The sequence below is a fragment of the Sulfurospirillum diekertiae genome, assembly GCF_002309535.1.
GTDB lineage: Bacteria > Campylobacterota > Campylobacteria > Campylobacterales > Sulfurospirillaceae > Sulfurospirillum > Sulfurospirillum diekertiae.
On the sequence record NZ_CP023275.1, the window covers coordinates 2,225,170 to 2,243,226 of the forward strand.

Annotated in this window: 17 protein-coding genes; 6 read left to right on the forward strand and 11 right to left on the reverse strand. The window is 39.8% G+C overall.

Going from position 1 to position 18,057, the window contains the following annotated elements:
• Positions 1 to 2: 2 nt before the first annotated feature.
• The 4 genes from nrfD to SJPD1_RS11420 all read right to left on the reverse strand — a co-directional run bounded on the left by nrfD (position 3) and on the right by SJPD1_RS11420 (position 4,347).
• Positions 3 to 1,133 carry an NrfD/PsrC family molybdoenzyme membrane anchor subunit gene (gene nrfD / locus SJPD1_RS11405; RefSeq protein WP_096047272.1) on the reverse strand — a complete coding sequence of 377 codons (1,131 nt, stop codon included), beginning with the start codon at positions 1,131 to 1,133 and terminating at the stop codon, positions 3 to 5.
• A 1-nt stretch (position 1,134) separates the two neighbouring features.
• A complete protein-coding gene (gene dsrO / locus SJPD1_RS11410) occupies positions 1,135 to 1,938 on the reverse strand; it encodes a sulfate reduction electron transfer complex DsrMKJOP subunit DsrO (protein ID WP_096047273.1) in 804 nt (267 codons plus the stop codon).
• 68 nt (positions 1,939 to 2,006) lie between these two features.
• Positions 2,007 to 3,668: an ATP-binding protein gene (locus SJPD1_RS11415; RefSeq protein WP_096047274.1), complete on the reverse strand. Its 1,662-nt coding sequence runs from the start codon at positions 3,666 to 3,668 to the stop codon at positions 2,007 to 2,009.
• Positions 3,655 to 4,347, reverse strand: coding sequence for a response regulator transcription factor (locus SJPD1_RS11420; protein WP_096047275.1), 693 nt, complete (start codon positions 4,345 to 4,347; stop codon positions 3,655 to 3,657). The genes SJPD1_RS11415 and SJPD1_RS11420 overlap by 14 nt, the downstream gene beginning before the upstream one ends.
• Before the next feature lie 199 nt (positions 4,348 to 4,546).
• Between SJPD1_RS11420 and SJPD1_RS11425 the strand changes: the two genes are divergently transcribed.
• The 3 genes from SJPD1_RS11425 to SJPD1_RS11435 are packed head-to-tail and all read left to right on the forward strand — an operon-like array spanning position 4,547 to position 6,288.
• Complete coding sequence (locus SJPD1_RS11425) at positions 4,547 to 5,206, forward strand: YdjY domain-containing protein (protein WP_167749498.1); 660 nt, start codon at positions 4,547 to 4,549, stop codon at positions 5,204 to 5,206.
• The gene (locus SJPD1_RS11430; RefSeq protein WP_096047277.1) at positions 5,199 to 5,594 is read left to right on the forward strand and encodes a hypothetical protein; all 396 of its coding nucleotides are present in this window, start codon (positions 5,199 to 5,201) and stop codon (positions 5,592 to 5,594) included. The genes SJPD1_RS11425 and SJPD1_RS11430 overlap by 8 nt, the downstream gene beginning before the upstream one ends.
• 13 nt (positions 5,595 to 5,607) lie before the next feature.
• The gene (locus tag SJPD1_RS11435) at positions 5,608 to 6,288 is read left to right on the forward strand and encodes a TVP38/TMEM64 family protein (protein WP_096047278.1); all 681 of its coding nucleotides are present in this window, start codon (positions 5,608 to 5,610) and stop codon (positions 6,286 to 6,288) included.
• Positions 6,289 to 6,299: 11 nt separating this feature from the next.
• Here the strand turns inward: SJPD1_RS11435 and SJPD1_RS11440 are convergent, their stop codons facing one another.
• From SJPD1_RS11440 to ciaB, 7 genes are all read right to left on the reverse strand, one after another.
• Positions 6,300 to 8,075, reverse strand: coding sequence for a GGDEF domain-containing protein (locus SJPD1_RS11440; RefSeq protein WP_096047279.1), 1,776 nt, complete (start codon positions 8,073 to 8,075; stop codon positions 6,300 to 6,302).
• Between the two features lie 120 nt (positions 8,076 to 8,195).
• Complete coding sequence (locus SJPD1_RS11445; protein WP_096047280.1) at positions 8,196 to 8,792, reverse strand: hypothetical protein; 597 nt, start codon at positions 8,790 to 8,792, stop codon at positions 8,196 to 8,198.
• 61 nt (positions 8,793 to 8,853) lie between these two features.
• The gene (locus SJPD1_RS11450; RefSeq protein ID WP_096047281.1) at positions 8,854 to 9,633 is read right to left on the reverse strand and encodes a substrate-binding periplasmic protein; all 780 of its coding nucleotides are present in this window, start codon (positions 9,631 to 9,633) and stop codon (positions 8,854 to 8,856) included.
• Positions 9,634 to 9,693: 60 nt separating this feature from the next.
• Complete coding sequence (locus SJPD1_RS11455; protein ID WP_096047282.1) at positions 9,694 to 10,485, reverse strand: substrate-binding periplasmic protein; 792 nt, start codon at positions 10,483 to 10,485, stop codon at positions 9,694 to 9,696.
• A gap of 154 nt (positions 10,486 to 10,639) precedes the next feature.
• Positions 10,640 to 11,338, reverse strand: coding sequence for an ABC transporter permease (locus SJPD1_RS11460; protein ID WP_096047283.1), 699 nt, complete (start codon positions 11,336 to 11,338; stop codon positions 10,640 to 10,642).
• Between the two features lie 61 nt (positions 11,339 to 11,399).
• On the reverse strand, positions 11,400 to 12,845 hold the full coding sequence (locus tag SJPD1_RS11465) for an acetyl-CoA carboxylase biotin carboxylase subunit (protein WP_096047284.1): 1,446 nt from the start codon (positions 12,843 to 12,845) through the stop codon (positions 11,400 to 11,402).
• A gap of 91 nt (positions 12,846 to 12,936) precedes the next feature.
• A complete protein-coding gene (ciaB, locus tag SJPD1_RS11470) occupies positions 12,937 to 14,799 on the reverse strand; it encodes an invasion protein CiaB (protein ID WP_226372194.1) in 1,863 nt (620 codons plus the stop codon).
• 151 nt (positions 14,800 to 14,950) lie between these two features.
• On the opposite strand from ciaB, the gene SJPD1_RS11475 reads away from it, so the two are divergent.
• The 3 genes from SJPD1_RS11475 (at position 14,951) to SJPD1_RS11485 (ending at position 18,029) form a co-directional block, all read left to right on the forward strand.
• Positions 14,951 to 16,078, forward strand: coding sequence for a hypothetical protein (locus tag SJPD1_RS11475; protein ID WP_226372195.1), 1,128 nt, complete (start codon positions 14,951 to 14,953; stop codon positions 16,076 to 16,078).
• Positions 16,079 to 16,332: 254 nt separating this feature from the next.
• Positions 16,333 to 17,580 carry a DEAD/DEAH box helicase gene (locus SJPD1_RS11480; protein ID WP_096047286.1) on the forward strand — a complete coding sequence of 416 codons (1,248 nt, stop codon included), beginning with the start codon at positions 16,333 to 16,335 and terminating at the stop codon, positions 17,578 to 17,580.
• 5 nt (positions 17,581 to 17,585) lie between these two features.
• Positions 17,586 to 18,029, forward strand: coding sequence for a YaiI/YqxD family protein (locus SJPD1_RS11485; RefSeq protein ID WP_096047287.1), 444 nt, complete (start codon positions 17,586 to 17,588; stop codon positions 18,027 to 18,029).
• Positions 18,030 to 18,057: the final 28 nt, after the last annotated feature.

The window sequence follows — 18,057 nt, forward strand, 5'->3', positions numbered from 1 at the left end:
GATTATCGCTCCTCTTTCGTTACATAATAATTTGCCATCTCTTTATCCCAAGGAAAAAGTACCATCACCACAGCGATCAAGGCGATCAACAGGCTCCAGTTAGAAAGAACCGAGAGAATGCTATCAAACCCTGCAATATGCGGATGGTATTCGAGTAAAAAAGGTGTGGTTTTTCCAATGCTTTGTCCGCCAATCACCGTATTCCAACGGAAAATCCACACGCCAATGGCGGAGAGAATCCCTCCAAAGAGAACCCATTTGAATGAACGCGTAAGGTAGCTTGTAAAGCCAATAATCATCGGCACAAATAGACAAATGACGTAATCCACGATCAACACTTCCCAAAAATTTTCACCAAAGAAAAGTTTGAGCGCATATTTTTCTTCTCCGTTAAACGTAATGGCAAAGGTAAGCCAAAAGAAGCGAATAACCAAATCAATCACAATAAACCATGATAAAAGACGTGCAAGACGTTGCATCATCTCCCTATCAATCCGTTTAAAGTCTGTAAAGAACTTTTGAAAAATCGGCAGTAAAATGATGAGCAATCCCGTTCCTGAAACCATCGCCGAAGCCAAAAACAAGATAGGCATCAGTGGTGTGTGAAATAGGGGAATGGCATGCACTGCACCTAAAATATAACCGGTGTATCCATGCACACTCAGAGCCAATGGTATACCAATCGCACCTAGAATCACACCTAAATGATGGTCTTTTTCGACTTGTTCAGCACTTCTCACCATCCCTTTTGAAAACCAAAAATAAGGACGGTATAACACCAAAGCTTCGACTAAAATCAATAAGGGATAAGCGATCAACAACAACACTCCCCACTTCATAGGTGAAGTTGGGAAATTCTCCCAGCCATAGAAGAAAAAGTTGATGATGCGCCCAGGTTGGCGAAGATCATCGATCAAGTTCATGGGTGCGGCTACAAGCAACACAAAGGCTAAAAGCAGTGAAAAACCCGCAATGGGTTTATACTCTTTCATCCCAAATACATGCGCAAAACTGGAGATGATAAACGCCGCAGCAGAGCTTCCGGTAAACCAAAAATAATTGGGGATATCAATGCCCCAAGGGCGATCAGGTGTGATCGTCGAAATCGTATGTAATAGTGCTCCAAAATCCATCTTATTCTCCTTTGGTGGACCACTCACGAGTAGTCGGCATCCCATCAATTTTTCGTGCCATATCATCCAATGCTTTGAGTGAATACGGCAATCCTTGAATCTCCCCACTGAGGGCTATGTAAAAAACACGTGGTTTCGTTCCGCTGGCAGGTTTTAAAACCGTCGTTGGGAAGGTTGCAAGTAGTTTTGAAACAGCAGAAGATGGGTCATTGAAATCACCAAAAACGCGCGCTCCTCCTACACAACTCTCCACACATGCGGGCAATAAGCCGTGATCGACTCTGTGTGCGCACAGTGTGCATTTATCGGCAACATTGGTGATAGGGTTGAAGTAGCGTTTGTCGTAAGGACAGGCGTTGACACAGTATCCACACCCCCAGCAAATTTCATTATCAACCACAACGATGCCATCTTTGCGTGCAAAGGTCGCACCCGTAGGACAAACGCTGACACAGGAAGGTTCAGCACAGTGGTTGCAGAGTTGGGGCAAAAATGCCTTATGAACATTGGGGTAACTCCCTAGTTCATACTCTGGTACATAGGTTCTAAATTTTTCAAGGGGAACTTTATTTTCACTTTTGCAGGCACTGGTACAGGCTTGACATCCAACGCATTTGCGAAGATCGATCACCATGCCAAAACGCTTACCCTCTTGTCCGATGTAGCGCGCATCACCACTTTCACGACCAGGGTTGGTCAGGCTCATGGCTTTGGCACTGGGTGCGGCAAGGACTGCTGCACCTAAGAGAGCGGTTGTCTTTTTGACAAATCCCCTTCGGCTTTGTTGAGGCTCTTTCTCATCCATCATAACTCCTTTTGGTCTATTCCAAAAGCAATCATAACAACCACAAGAGAGAAAGTAGGGAGAAAACCTTAAAGGATTATTTCAAAGACAGCACCTTGATCGCTGTTGTAAGCGCGTAAAATGCCATTAGCGTTTTTTTCGATGATCGTTTTGCTCATGTAAAGCCCAATGCCCGTGCCATTTTTGGCATGTTTGGTACTCACATAAGGCTCAAAGATTTTTTCGATCGGCGCAAGCGCGATTCCTCCACCATTATCTGCAATACGAATGAGCGTTTTTCCTTCTTTACATGTAAGGGTGATCCAAATCGTTGGAGTACTGATAGAGCGCTCTAAAAGAATGTCTTTGGCGTTACTGATGATGTTTAACATTGCTTGGGCAAATTGGCTAGGATACCCCTCTGCTTCACAATGATCATCTTCTTGAAGCAGAAGTGTGATGTGATGATTTTTCAAAGCGGATTCAATGAGAGCAAGGGATTTATGAATCGCTTCATTGACAGAGTAACGCTCCTTTTGGTTGTCACTGACAAAAAAGTTGCGAAAGTCATCGATCGTTTTAGACATGTAGGCAATTAACCCTTCTGAGCGCTTAATGCGATCGTCAAAAATTGCTGTGGTGAGTTTTTGCTTCTCCCAAAGGATTTGCAGATTCATTAGTGTCGCCCCCAGCTCACTCAGAGGTTGACGCCATTGATGAGCGATGTTCCCGATCATCTCGCCCATACTCGCAAGTCTACTTTGGTGCATTAAGATTTGCTCATTTTCCATGCGCCTGCTAATCTCCTCATTGACACGATCTTCCAGTGTATGGTTGAGCTCTTTAAGGCTTGCCTCACTCTCTTCAAGCCTTAAAATCAAGACATTAAAACCGTAATTGAGGATGACAAGAATCACAGCCATCATACTCAGTGCTACAAAAAAGGCTTCATACACTGCATCTAAAAGTTTTTGCTGTTGATCACTAATATCTTGAAAGAAAAGAAGCTCCGCTAAATCATCTCTAATGATTCCCTTAAGAGGAATGACATGGGTAATGTAGGTACTTTTTTTATTTTGAGAAATTTCACCATCGTTAAGGCTAATTCCCAAGAGTGCTTCATCTAAAGGAGCAAACTCCTCTCCTTTGAAAAGAATATAGCCTTTGAGATTGGAAAACTCTTCGACTTCGTTGAGAAAAAACTCAGGGGCAATTGCAAACTCAAGCATTCCGATGATTTTTTCATGCACCAGCACTGGCACCATAATATGATACGCCGCGTAATGTTTAGAGAAGAAAAAGCCAACCTCAGGCTCCTTGGGCACTTCACCACTCTGCTCAATCTCTTCCTTTTTAGGCTCTTTCCCAAGGTAGGCAAGCAGTGTCAATTTTTCATCGTAAAAACGAATTCCGAGTAAATAAGGATTTTCCTGCTTAAGCACGTTCCATCGAAAACTTGAAAGTCCTGTCAGTTGCGCAATATTTTTCTGCTCCAATGCTTCTTTAATACCATATGAATCAAGATTGGCATAGGCGCGATTGAGGTAAAAAGCACTGGTACGTTTCAATGTCATTTCGTAAATACTGTGAATCTGTGTTGCATAATCTTTACGCGACTTTTCAATCCCTTCTCTCACATCAATATAACGCATCCAACCAAAAATTGTCGCCATTGCGAGAAACAGCATCAGTACGAAGATCATCGTTTTGGTCTTCGTTGAAGGGGTAGAAAAGGTTCTAAGGTAAGACAAGTTTGTATCCTATACCAAAGACATTTTCGATGCTCTCTTTGGTCAATTTTTTGCGAAGTTCTTTCACGAGGGCTTTAAGCGCCTCTTTACTTCCACCCTCTTCTGCCCAAATCGCTTCTTCAAGCTCATCAAATGAGATCACACGATTTTTTTGGCGCAAAAAATACTCAAATAAAAGACGCTCTTTTTTGGTAAGAACAAACGATACACCTTCATTCACCAAGGTACCCGTTTCGGGGTCATAAAAAAGATCACTTCCCGCTTTGATCATACCGCCATCACCCCATTCGTACATCCAAGAAGCACAGGTGTGAAGTGCATCTAAAAAGCTCTCTTTAGAAAAAGGTTTGAGAAGGTATTTGCAAATATTGAGCTCAATGGATTGCTGAAAATAACTTGGTTCTGCGTATGCACTCATGATAATCACGGGAACACGTTTGTGCGATTGGCGAATCTCTTTGAGCAGCTTTAAGCCATCACACTTTGGCATACAAATATCAAGCAATAAAATGTCTGGCTTGTGTTCAAAAAAAAGGTCTAATGCCTCTTCGCCATCACGTGCTTCGACGACTTTATCAAAGAAAAGCTCCAAAGTTTGAACGACACTTTTGCGCAGACTCTCTTCATCTTCGGCGTATAAAATGCACAGATGTTCGAACAAAGAAAGTGGATTTGCCATAGTATATCCTTATTAAAACCCTATTCTAACGCACATGTAAGCAATTGTCAACATACTTTACATGTAAAGATTTTTGCACAGATCCATTTTATCAAACTAAATTAAAGTTAAAAAATTATGACTAATTTAATACAAAGTTTTGACACACTAAAATAGCGCTTAGATTTTCGTTGAAAATAAACATACCAAAGGAATAATGATGAAAAAAACCCTCGCCTTCTTAGCTGTTGTTGCGCTTCTTTTTAGTGCGTGTCAAAAAAAAGATACAACATCTACAACTCAAAATGTCTCCGTTAATGGTGTTTCCCTTAGTGCTCCAATGAAAGTGGATAAAGAAAACAAAACGATTACTATTTTAGCGGCTGTCAATGGTAAATATTTGACTGAAAATACACGTCATGCTGTTGTTTTTAAAGATGGTAAGTTTGGTGACAAACCAGTTTTTAGAGCCTTTCAAAATCAAAATGACTTTCTTCAAGCGATGCTTGAAATTGGTGGGGTTGCGGGTAATAATATGACGAAAGCCAATGGCGAAACAACCTACGTGGAAGGTCAAAAAATCGCACTAAGCGTAACATGGAACGGTGCGCCTAAAAGCTATGACATCAATGAAGTCATCAGTGACAGTAACAATAAGCTGATTGATTTACGCTTTGGTGGTAATGAAAAAAATGCTAAAGAACTCAATACAGGATGTATTACCTGTTTGGACAGTTGTTCTGTTGGTATTATTTCCAATCACGCTTATACCTATGGTGCCGTTGAAAAACGTGGCGAAGTCATTTTCCATGGCAATGCAGCCATTCTTCCAAAAGATGGTACATTGGTTGCCGTAACCTATAAATTGATCAATGAATAAACTCTTTTTAGGACTTTTTTACGCCTTTTGTGGATTGCTTTTAGCCATAAGTGTTAATCTTATCATTTCAACGAATGTCTGGCTAGAGATGCGTATTCATGAAAGGCTTGTGCTCGAAGTGTGTATGGGACTTGGCATTGTTTTCTCTTTTTTTCGAAACAGTGCCTCCATCGCACTTTTTTTGGTGCTCCAAAGTACGATGTTCTTGATCTGCTTTTGGCTCTCTAAGATGGATTTGATCTACTATAGCCTTCGTAATTTTTATTTAGATGGCATTTCCATTAGTACCATTAAGATCGTTTTTCTAACCTTTTTAACCCTGATCAATCTTTTAATTGTTTATCATCTTCTGGGTAAAAAGCTCACTGGCTTTTCCAATTTTTCCTAAAAAGAGATCTTACATGAAACGATCGCAAATCATTTTACTTCTACTTACGGCACTGTGTTTGGGGCTTTATTTCACCATTCCAAGTATTCAAACACAACTCAATCTTGCTGTCTCTATTTTATGCTCCCTCAATTTGGAGAGTGTCATTGCCTATTTACGAGAATTTGGCGTGTATGCAGCCTTGATCTCCTTTTTACTGATGATCCTTCAATCTATTATCGCTCCTATTCCGGCTTTTTTGATTACGCTTTCCAATGCAGCCATTTTTGGATGGGCATTAGGAGCGCTTCTATCGTGGAGTAGTGCGATGGTAGGAGCAGCTCTTTGCTTTTTTATTGCGCGTATTTTAGGGCGTGATGTGGTCGAAAAATTAACCAGTAAAAAAGCTTTGGATACCACCGATGCCTTTTTTGAGCGTTATGGAAAGCATACGATTATTGTTTGTCGATTACTGCCTTTTATCTCATTTGATCTTATCAGTTATGCAACAGGTCTAACGTCGATTCGTTTTTGGAGTTTTTGGGTGGCAACGGGTATTGGACAACTACCCGCAACGCTGGTATATAGCTACTTTGGACAAAATCTGAGCAGTGGTGGAAAAATTATTTTTATCACGCTTTTGATGATGTTTGCGCTCAGCATCATCATCTATATCTTTAAAAAAATCTACGATAAAAAAGCGCGTATTTCTTAGGAAAATCGAGCTTATATCGCGTCTTTAATTACGCCCAAATCAACACACGCAATGTGTGTTGGTGAGGCTTTTGCACTTTTTTTGAGAACCCCAAAGATTTCATTGAGTTCATTGTCATCAAAATCATGCTGATAGCCAAACCCATGGCAAATAACGGCTGCACTAACGGTCATCAGAGGAAACTGCTGGATCACGCCATCGCGATTTTTTGCCATGATATACCCAGAGCTCAATCCTTGCTCGCAGTAAAAACTCTTAATATCTTCAGAAAATTTCGTGACAATTTCTAAGACAATGGCATAGACTTTTTCAAAACTATCTTCCTCTTTAAGACTCCAACCGAGGAAAAAGTCATCACCACCGACATGTCCGACCAAGCATTCATCAAATCCTACCGAACTTTTTAAGATGTCAGCAAAAAGTGTAATGGCACGATCTCCTTTGCGGAAACCATAGTAGTCATTAAAGGGTTTGAAGTTGTCAAAGTCAAAATATGCCATCATCACTTTCTCTTTACTATCCATTGCATTGGCAACAAATTCATTGATAATGCGGTTGCCGGAAAGTCCCGTAAGCGGGTTTTGATCTTTGGCGTCCACAATATTTTTCTCATTGACAATATCTAAAAGCACTTTGGAGCTGAGATATCCTAAATACTTTTCATTTTCCGTGATCAAAATGGCATCATTGTCATCATCAAACGCATAAATTTTTAAAATCTTTTCAATCGGATCATTGATGTCCGCTCGCCCACAATGGGCAATAATTTTTTTTAAACTTCCTTGTGTCAAATTGTACAATAAGGCTTTGCCATAATTGGAGTAAAGATATGCCTTAATATCGGCATCTCTAATAATACCAAGCGGTGTCTGATCACGTGCAAGAACCGGAACAAAATGGTTTTTTTTATCGCCTTTGAGCACTTCATAAACATCGTTAATAGGCGAATCCATAAACACCGTAGAACTTTTTTGAAGGTATTTTTCTATGTTCGCTATTTTGCCATTTTTGCGTTTATCACTTTGATCGACCAGTTTTAGATGCTCATAACTCATCACTATTTGTGTGACATCAAGGGTAGGTTTTTGCACAAAATAACCCTGAACCATATTGCAGCCAAGCTTTTTACATTCGTTATATTCCTCTTCGCACTCAACGCCTTCAGCAATCGTAAAAATACCCATCGCCTGCGCAATTTGAACGATGGAACTCACAAAAAGCTTTTTCTTTTTACTGAGATGGATATCACAGATAAAAAAACGATCAATCTTGATGAAATTGGGATCGGCATTAAAGAGCATTTGAAGCCCTGAAAAGCCGACGCCAAAATCGTCTATGGCCATTTTATAGCCTTGCTGTTTGTAAAGGTTGAGCACGAGCTTATCAACACCAGCGTACATACCCACTTGATGTTTTTCGGAGAGTTCAAAGCAGATATTTGAGGTGTCCATTTCATAGGTAGAAAGCAGTTCACAGGTATAACCAGACTTAAAATCAGGCATCATCGTAATGCGATTATCGAGGTTGTAAAAGAGTTTAATATGTTTTGAAAAGGGGAGTAATGAAAACTTATGGATTGCTTTTTCACGAAGCTTCACATCAATACTGTAAAGTGTTTTTTCACTGTAAGCACTATCAAAAACACAATCAATCGTGGTAAAACCAGCAGGCTCATAGTTGCGAATCAACGCCTCTACCGCGTAAAGTTTACCTGTATAAATATTGACAATGGGCTGAAAAGCAAAGTCTGCTACATCAATGAGCGTTTGCCATTTTTCATTTAACATTGGGTATGATTCCTCTATGGAAGATACAGAAATCATACTCTAATGCGATTACTAAATCATTACATGTAAAACGTTTTCACTTTAAAATAACCACGCTTCATTTACAAGAACAAACGTCTCTTAGTCGCAATTTTCCACACAAATTTTATGCGGTATCACTTGACCGCCACACCCTACAAAACAGTTATCATAGCTTAGCTCACATCCACAATTCGTCGTGCAGAAACTTTGCTGATTGACCAAAATCTGCTCAAAGGTTGGACGTACAGGAACCCAAGGTTCACGTGGCCTGTCATGACTTAGACGGTTGAGATAGTGATGCAATTCATCACGTTTTTTGCAGGCATAACCATCTTTGTCTCGCTCGCATTGACTTTGATAATGACTGAGATCACGACTGTAATCATAATAATCTCTCTGCCAACGCTGCAATGCAAACTGATACTCTGTGTAATCCATTTGATAACGACTGTAGGCCATCTCATAAGCACGTTGTTCACTCACTTCGACAGCTTTGGCTTTGGCATACGCATCATCAAGGCAATACTGATAATTTTGTTGACACTGATTTTGACACCCTTGTCGTATATGAGAACAGTTATTGAGACACGTTTGCGATAGCGCAGAAGCGGGAGGGATATATTCATTTTTAATGACATAGCGTGGTCCACACCCTGCCAACAGAAAAGCAATACCTATTAAAATTAAGCGAACCATGCAACCTCTTTCAAAAGTTTTGGCGTATTATAGAGTAAAATCGTGAAGTTTTGGTGAAAACTTAAGGTTGCAATACAACGCCCTTGAGATAATTTGCCATTATACGATCATACATGCTACTCCCCTTACCATCAGGTTCTTTGAGATGATTGAGCTGCGCTTGCATAATCTGTATCTGCTCTTTAGGTACAGATTTTCCAGCTGCAATATAATAATCTGTATTCAAAAGGACATGCACCATTTTGTATTGAGAAACATCTTGTCCCTCACTGATAAGATAATAAACAAAAGGAACATCCGTATAAATTAGCGCATCAACCCTACCGTATTCCAACATTTTATACCCTTGGGCAGGTGTAGAAACACGTGTAATATTTAAGTTATGATTTTCACCAATTTCATGAAAAAGAACTTTTTCGGAAGAGGTTTCTTTAACCGTAGCAATTTTTAGAGGACGTAAAATTTCTACGATGCTATGCCCTTTTGGGATGTCTGTCCCTCGTTTGGCAATGACACCAAGTCGTACCGTTGCAATAGGCCCAATCCATTGAAAATAAGGTTCGCGCTCTTTAATTTTAGTGGTACTAATCAAAAAGGTATTTGGGTGATCCAGTGCCTCTTTATACACCTCTTTCCATGCTCCCAAATAAATCTCATCTTGTGCGATTTTAGGACGTAATGAAATCATCGAAGCCTCAAGTAGATCAAACCCCAATCCTTGGATCATCCCTTTTTCACGAAAATTAAAAGGAGGGTTTGGCTCGGTATAAACGATTACGGAAGCAGCATTAAGAGAAAAAATAAATCCTAAACAACATAATACACACCATTTAAAATACATATCAAAACCCTTTAAATTAATCTGCTCTCATCTTAGACTATAAATTATTTTGGGCATCTTTTAAGGTTTAAGAACAGCGCCATTGAGGTAATTTGCAACCATACGATCATACAAACTACTTCCTTTTCCATCAGGCTCTTTGAGACGATTAAGCTGTGCTTGCATAATGTTAAACTGCTCTTTGGGAACGTCTTTACCGACACAAATATAATAATCTGTATTGAGAATAACATAGGCCATACGGTATTGTGAGACATCTTGTCCTTCTGTTATCAAATGATACACAAAAGGAACATCCGTATAAACAAGCGCATCAATTCTGCCATACTCTAACATTTTGTACCCTTGGATCGGTGTTGAAACACGTGTAATATTCAGCCCATTTTTTTCACCGATTTCTTTAAAAAGCAATTTTTCAGAGGAGGTCTCTTTAATCGTTGCAATTCTAAGCGGACGTAAGATTTCTAAGGTAGATTGCCCTTTTGGAAGATCGGTTGTTCTCTTGGTAATCAGTCCTAATCGCACCGTAGCAATTGGTCCAAGCCAATTAAATTGTTGTTCTCTCTCTTTGAGCCTCACCATCGTCACTAAAAATGCTTTAGGATGTCGTAGCGCTTCATCATACATTTTATTTAATGCCTCAAGTTCAATCTCTTCTTGAGCAAAACGTGGTCTTAATGTTGCAAGGCTTGCTTCTAAAAGGTCAATACTTAAGCCTTTAATAGCACCTTTATCACGAAAGCTAAACGGGGGGTTAGGAACAGCATAGAGTGCAATATCCCCACCAAAAAGAGAAGTAACACCTAAAAGTATAGAAATAATTCCACATACTAAATGAGCCTGAAAATGCATTTTTTGTCCTTACAAATTCATTATCTGTGTCTATCAAAAAAGGCTTACAGTCATAAAACTTAAAAATATATTTAAAAGAATACTTAAAATTGTAACACATGCAGACTTAGGTGGAACTCAAAGCGTGACGAAAATGACGAAAAAATAAAAGTGGTTAATGTTTTGCCTCTTTAAAAGCAACATACATTAAATAAAGAATATTGCTCATTGCCCCACTGCTTAAGATCATTCCCATCACAACAATCTGATACCGTACCGCAATCAGGGGATCAACGCCTGATAAAATCTGTCCTGTCATCATTCCAGGCAGTGAGACAAAACCAACCGCCAAAAAGGAGTTAATTTGAGGGATCATGGATGCTTTAAACGCAATGGCTCTCGCTTTTTCAATGTCATAATGTTCTCTCTCTTTTTCATATCGCTCGGCACACAAAGAGATAGCATTCATGGAATTGGCATAAATCATCCCCGCTAAAGGAATCACAAAACGAGGCTCGAGTGGATTTTCAAGATTTAAAACACACCATAACACAAGCGCTAAATTTAATGTGCCGCCCAATGCGATGGAGACTAAAATGGCAAAGTACGTTTGAATATCTTGATGGCGGATATTGCGTCTGACAATGAAAGAGGCTGTGGTGATCATCACTGCAACTAACAGTGCTAAAAGCCATAGTGCATTGGTTGTAAAGAGTGAGGTTAATACATAGCCAATAACGATCAACTGAATGCTCATTCTAGCTGTTGCAAAGGCGATCTCTGTTTTTTTACCAACCCAAATGTAGTAAAAAAAAGCAACCACACACAGGGGTAAAAGCATATAGAGTAAATTTAAAAGGGGAATGGATTGCATGATGGTCCTTAGGAAAAATCAGAGATATGCAAGCGCATATCTCTGAAGCAAAGAAGAGAGATTAGATCCCTTTATTTTTGAGCGCTGCAACAATAGCTGCAATGTGCTCATGTTTGATTTCATCTTCCTCAATATCATGAATCGCATCAAGTGTAAAGGTAGGAAGTTTTTTATCAAGATAGGTCGTATCAAAGATACCTTGTTTAAAATCTTCATCACGTACAATTTGACGATGAAGTGGAATATTAGTAGGAATGCCAGAGATAATAAATTCATCCAAAGCGCGTCTCGCTTTACGTACAGCGCCTTCCCAATCAATGCCCACAACGATCATTTTTCCGATCATTGAATCATAATTGGTTGGAACAACGTAATCTTTAAAGCCGATGGCATCCAGTCTTACACCAGGACCTCCGGGAGAGAGATAGGTGGTAATGCGACCTGAAGAAGGAATAAATCCGTTTTTAGGATCTTCCGCGTTAATACGGCACTCAATCGCATAGCCTCTAAACTTAATATCTTCTTGCAATGTTGGAAGAGGTTTACCCTCTGCAATATGAATCATACTTTGAACAATATCAATGCCCGTAATTGCTTCTGTAATCGTATGTTCCACTTGTACTCTGGTATTCATCTCAATGAAATAGAAGTTATCCTCTTCATCAACAAGATATTCCATCGTGCCAACACTCTCATACCCTAGTTTGAACATTGCTTTTTTAGAAGCACGAAGCAGTTCTTGACGTACTGCGTTGTTCAATCTTGGACTAGGTGCGATCTCAACCACTTTTTGGTGACGTCTTTGAATAGAACAGTCACGCTCACCTAAGTGAATAACGTTACCAAATTTATCCGCCATAATTTGCACTTCGATATGACGAGGGTTTTGAACATACTTTTCAATAAAGGCATCACCTCGCCCAAAAAAGCGCTCAGCTTCTTGGGTTGCCGCTTCAAACATCGGAATAAACTCTTCCTCTTTTTTGACGATACGCATACCCTTACCACCACCACCAAAGGCAGCTTTGATAATCACAGGGAAACCAATTTCACGCGCAACTTGAATAGCAGCGCTCATATCAATAATCGGTTGTTCTGTTCCTTCAAGAACAGGTACTCCTACTGCTTTCATTGCAATTTTTGATGCCATCTTGTCACCAAAAAGTGCTATATGGTCAGGTTTTGGACCAATAAAAGCGATGTCATGGTCAATACAATACTGTGCAAAATCAGCATTTTCAGACAAAAAGCCATAACCTGGATGAATGGCATCTGCACCGACCTCTTTGGCAAGAGCTACGATACTTTTGTAATCCAGATAGACTTGAATAGGATCGCCTTTGAGCAAATAACTCTCATCTGCTTTTCGGACCCAAACACCGTTCGCATCAATCGTTGAAAAAACACAAACACTTTTGATCTCCAACTCTTTACATGCCCTAATGATCCTAAGCGCGATTTCACCGCGATTGGCAATCAATACCTTTGTGATTTTTCGTGCGTACACTCGTCAACTCCTACTAAAAAATAGAGAACAAATTATATCACTTAAATATTAAACTAACCCCTACAAGTAAGACATAATTTTGACATAACCTTTAAAGCCAATCTGAACGTTTGACACTCTCGTCAATATCGCGTCCCATGCGTTGATGCAATGCCCAATAGTAATCTACAAAGGAGTGCACACGAGGGTCATTAGGAAAGTATATACCCTCTTCTTTACGTGCATAGCGCTCTAAAAAGAGTTTAGCATCTGCTTTGGCGAGGTAATGTTCCAAAAGTTCTGTATAGGTTTTAAGGTACCACTCTTTAAGCGTTTCATAGGTATTGGTTGAAAGATCAATCCGCAATGTTTGATCAAAAGTCAGAACACCACTTTGAAAAAGTCCCGTCAAATGAATTAACCCTTCGCAGTAATACGGCTCCACTTCACCTGTTTTCATCCAGCCAATTAAACCAATAGAACGCTTAATGGTATCACGTAAAATTGCCTCTTTGAGACTCTCATCTTCTTGCATAAAAAACGCAACCAAACCACCTGTCGTTGCTTTAAATTCTTCAATATTTTTAAAGACGCCGCTTTGATTCATCTTCGCTTCAGTGTCATGATCCATCCACAAAATATGCCCAAATTCATGCCCAATCGTTGTCACTTCATACACTTGATGCCATGTTTTTGCATCATGATAAATCAGTTCACGTTCTTTATCCATAAAATCTTTACCTAAGACCTCTTGATTGATTTTCAAAAAGGGTTTATCACGCAAAGAGTCTAAGATGTTATCGGAAAAGGCAAAAATCTTTTTGCCAAGTTCGCGACTGACCGTTTCATCATTGGGAACCACTTGTGCTGAAAAAAGTCCATTAAACTCTGCCGCATAAAAAAGAGCAGGTCTTCCGATGTACAGCTGAACACGTTTCAAATTAAAAAGCATTATCTCTTTGATCTGTGTTGCATCAAGATTATTTTGATCAAACAGACGAATGATCATTTTCAAAATTCGCTCATACGTTACGTAAGCACCTTTGTCTTCAGGGTTAGAAACCCTGACATCCCACTCTAATGCAACCGCCTTCTTATAGTGATCTTCATAGTATTCCAAAGGATGCCCAATTTGAATTGGAGAGGTAATCTTCATCCATTTACGATCCACTTCTGCCCATTTTGCAATCAGTTCACTGCGTTCCTCTTCGCTGAAAGCATCACTGAGTGCTTTAAGATAGCTAATATACGCCTCTTTTTGATCCAAGTCTGGATCATCCATTTCAGAGAGATCATCACATAAATCTTGAAGGGTATTTCGAACCTGTGAAACCTCTTTTGGAAAAGCTGTTGCATAAGCTCTTGCAATATAGCCGCCTTCTACTTTTTCCAAAACAGAATACGACCTATCACCGTCGTTTCCTGAAGGATCTGGATCCATTAACCCTTTTACATGTAACATTTCAGCAATCGCTTGAGCGTCTTTATTGTATTCAAGTTCGAGAAGTGGGTTGATGGTATTAATAATGTGTTCATTCCAGTGCGATTGCCACGCACTCATCACAACGCCTACTTCATGGACTCCTCTTAAAAGTCGACGATAAAAAGGTGAAAATAGCCACTCTTTTTGTACTTGCATAATCAGTTCATTGTGACATTTGAGGTAGAAATCTTTTACCCACACATACGCTTTTTCTTTCGCTTGGGTGATGAAAACCTCATCTTTAGCCTCTTTTTCTAACGCTTGAACCATCTGTTCATCACGAAGGTTAATCAGACGAGTGAGTGCTGCGACCCTATTTTCACGAATTAAACTTAATTCAATACTTGTTAGAAAGGTATCGATCAATGTTTCGATACGCTTGTCACAATCTTCAGATTCCACAATACTAAAATAACTCCCAAGAGCCCTTTGGCGCTCCCCTAGAAGTTCATAAAACCGCTTTAGATCATTTTCAAATTTCGGAGTCATCATCATTCTCACATTTTTTGTATTTTTTTAAGTATAATTTTATCTCCCCTTATATCATGAAGAGATTAACTATCACCTTAATACTTAAAAATTTTAAGTTTGCTTTTCATGGACTATTAACACAATGGGATTATACTACGAAGAAGGATAGATGATGAGTAGTCACTATGAATCCATTAACACCTACCTCAATCGAGGCATTGTTGAGGCAAATATCACCTTTGCAAAAGCCCATCAAACCTCTTTTTGTATCGCTAAATTTGGATTTGAAGTCGATTTAGAAGATGCCTTTTTCTTTAAGGATCTGATCGCATTTATTCATACAGAACTTGGATTTCAAACGCTATTACAACAAGGAAATGACACTTTTTTAATTATTTTGCGCGATTTTAAAATCCATTATGCCAAAAAAATGCTCAAAAAATTAGAACACAACATCAAACAAAACTTCAAAATTGAGATCAAAAACATCGGTATGACCCTTTTTGATGCAAGCGATACTTACAAAAGTTTACTGGATCGTTTGGATAAATACTACATCATGTCGCGCCTCTCTACTCGTAAAAAAATATTTTACGGTACGCTGGATTTTGATTTTTATGAAACCCAAAATAAAAATGATGTTCTCACCTCTATTTTGCACAAAGAAAAAGCAGTCACGTTGTACAACCTTTACAATGGTATCTCCATCAAAGAAGAGGCAAATATCGCCAAGTTTGATGAAGGCATTGCACAACTAACTGTCGGCGCGCCTAAGATTTTTTACTACACTAAAGAGAGTTTTACCTTTATTCAACATGATAGAATCCCCAATATCATTAAAGCCAAAATTATTAAAGTTGATCCAGCTAAATCACTTCTCGTACTTGCCAATTTGGAATTTTTAGATGCTTCCCCACTCGATCGAAGTTACACCAGAGTACAGCCACAAAAGCCCATTAATGCGACACTTTTACTGAACAAAATCAAATGTATTGATGGCAATGTAGACACCCTTTCGGAGAGTTCTGTTGTTTTACATGTAAAGCTTGTCGACATTGAAAAACTCATCCATAAAGAGCTTGTTGACAAAGAGTTTGATGTCTCTTTTCAGATTCCTACCATCAAAGGCTTTTTAACCATGATCTCGGCAAAGGCAACGATTTTTAGCATTATTAACGAAACCATTGTGCTCAACATTCAACCCAATACCTTTATGAAAACCAAGATAAGACAGTATGTTGCCTTGCGACAAAATGGGCTCTTAGTCGATTTGAAACAACAACTCAAACACCTTAGCTAAAAAAATCAAACGCATGAGAGCGCCTTTAGGGCATTGGATGCGTAAGATTAATGAAGAAAAGGCTATGATATGCTATCCATACGAGGAATATTCCTCTAGTTTTTTAAGGTCTTGCGTGACACACCAAGCCTTATTTATATATTTCCCTCTCTTTATATTAAGGAAGGGAGCGTCTACATGTAACACTCTTTCGAGTCGATAAACCACTGTGACACAACGTCTCTTTATGACAATCCAAAAGGAAACCCCAATTTATGTTATTTTCACAACTCAATCTTAGTGCCCCTCTTTTAAAAGCCATTCAAGATGAAGGCTATACAACCCCAACACCCGTTCAAGAAAAAGCGATTCCGCCTATTTTAGAAGGTCGCGATATGCTTGCTGGTGCGCAAACAGGAACAGGAAAAACGGCGGGTTTTACCCTTCCAATTTTAGAGCTTCTCTCTGCCAAACCACGTAACAAAGTCAAACCCGTTCTACGCGTACTGATTCTTACACCTACACGAGAGCTTGCGGCACAAGTGCAAGAGAGCGTTAAAGCGTATGGCAAATACCTTCCCTTTAAAAGCGCGGTGATCTTTGGAGGCGTGGGCATCAACCCTCAAATTCAGATACTCCGCGCGGGTATTGATATTCTTGTTGCAACACCGGGTCGTTTGTTGGACCATGTGTCTCAAGGGACTATCGATCTTAAACATATTGAAACATTTGTCTTAGATGAAGCCGATCGTATGTTAGACATGGGCTTTGTGAAAGATATTCGCCGTGTCATTGCCCTGCTTCCAGCCAAACGCCAAAACTTGCTTTTTTCAGCCACCTACTCCGATGACATTAAAAAACTCTGTGAATCCATCTTAAAAAATCCCGTCATCGTCGAAGTGGCACGTCGTAATACCTCCAGTGAATTAGTCAAACAGCGCGTCATTATGGTCGATTGTAAGCGTAAAACTGCCTTACTCGCTAAGCTGATTCAAGAAAACAAATGGGAACAAATTTTGGTCTTTACACGCACCAAACACCATGCCAACAAAGTTTCTGAGTACCTTGCGAAGATTGGTATCAACTCTGCTGCCATTCATGGCAATAAAAGTCAAGGTGCCAGAACCAAAGCGCTCGCGGATTTTAAAAATGGCACCGTTAAAGTGCTTGTGGCAACCGATATTGCCGCACGAGGATTGGACATCGACCAACTTCCTTATGTTGTCAATCTTGAACTTCCAAACATTGCAGAAGACTACGTTCACCGAATTGGGCGAACAGGGCGTGCTGGCAACAATGGTGAAGCCATTTCCTTGGTGTGTATAGATGAACATGAGTATTTACGAGGCATTGAAAAGCTCGTCAACAAAAAGTTTGAACGCGAAATCGTTGAGGGATTTGAACCGAATCCTGAGATTAAAGCAGAGCCTATTCAGCAAGGTCGTGGGAGTAAACCACAAGGTCAACCACGCCGTAGAGACAATGCGCCTCGTGAATACGTTGAAAAAAGAAGAAACAGGTAAAAGATATGATCTACGTTGATGCCGATGCCTTTCCCAATACGCTTAAAGAGATTCTGCTTCGAGCCGTCTTTAAGCGTAACATTACCACCCATTTTGTGGCAAATAAAAAAATACCGCTTCAAGACTCGCCTCTGCTTAGCATGATCATTGTCTCCCAAGGTGCAGATGAAGCCGATCACTACATCGTCGAACATGCCGTAAGTGAAGACTTAGTCATTACAGCGGATATTCCTTTAGCCGACAGACTGGTCAGCAAAGGGGTTCTTGCCCTCGATCCAAGAGGCACGATTTACGATGAAAACAACATCAAAAGTATTCTTGCCATGCGCAATTTAATGCAAGAACTCCGAGATGCGGGTGAAATCACCACAGGTCCTAGTGCCATTGGTGAAAAACAAAAGCGAGCCTTCGCCGATGCGCTCAATGCGCTGTTGCAAAAGCGAAAATAGAGTTACATGTAAAGCGCAAAATCTTTAC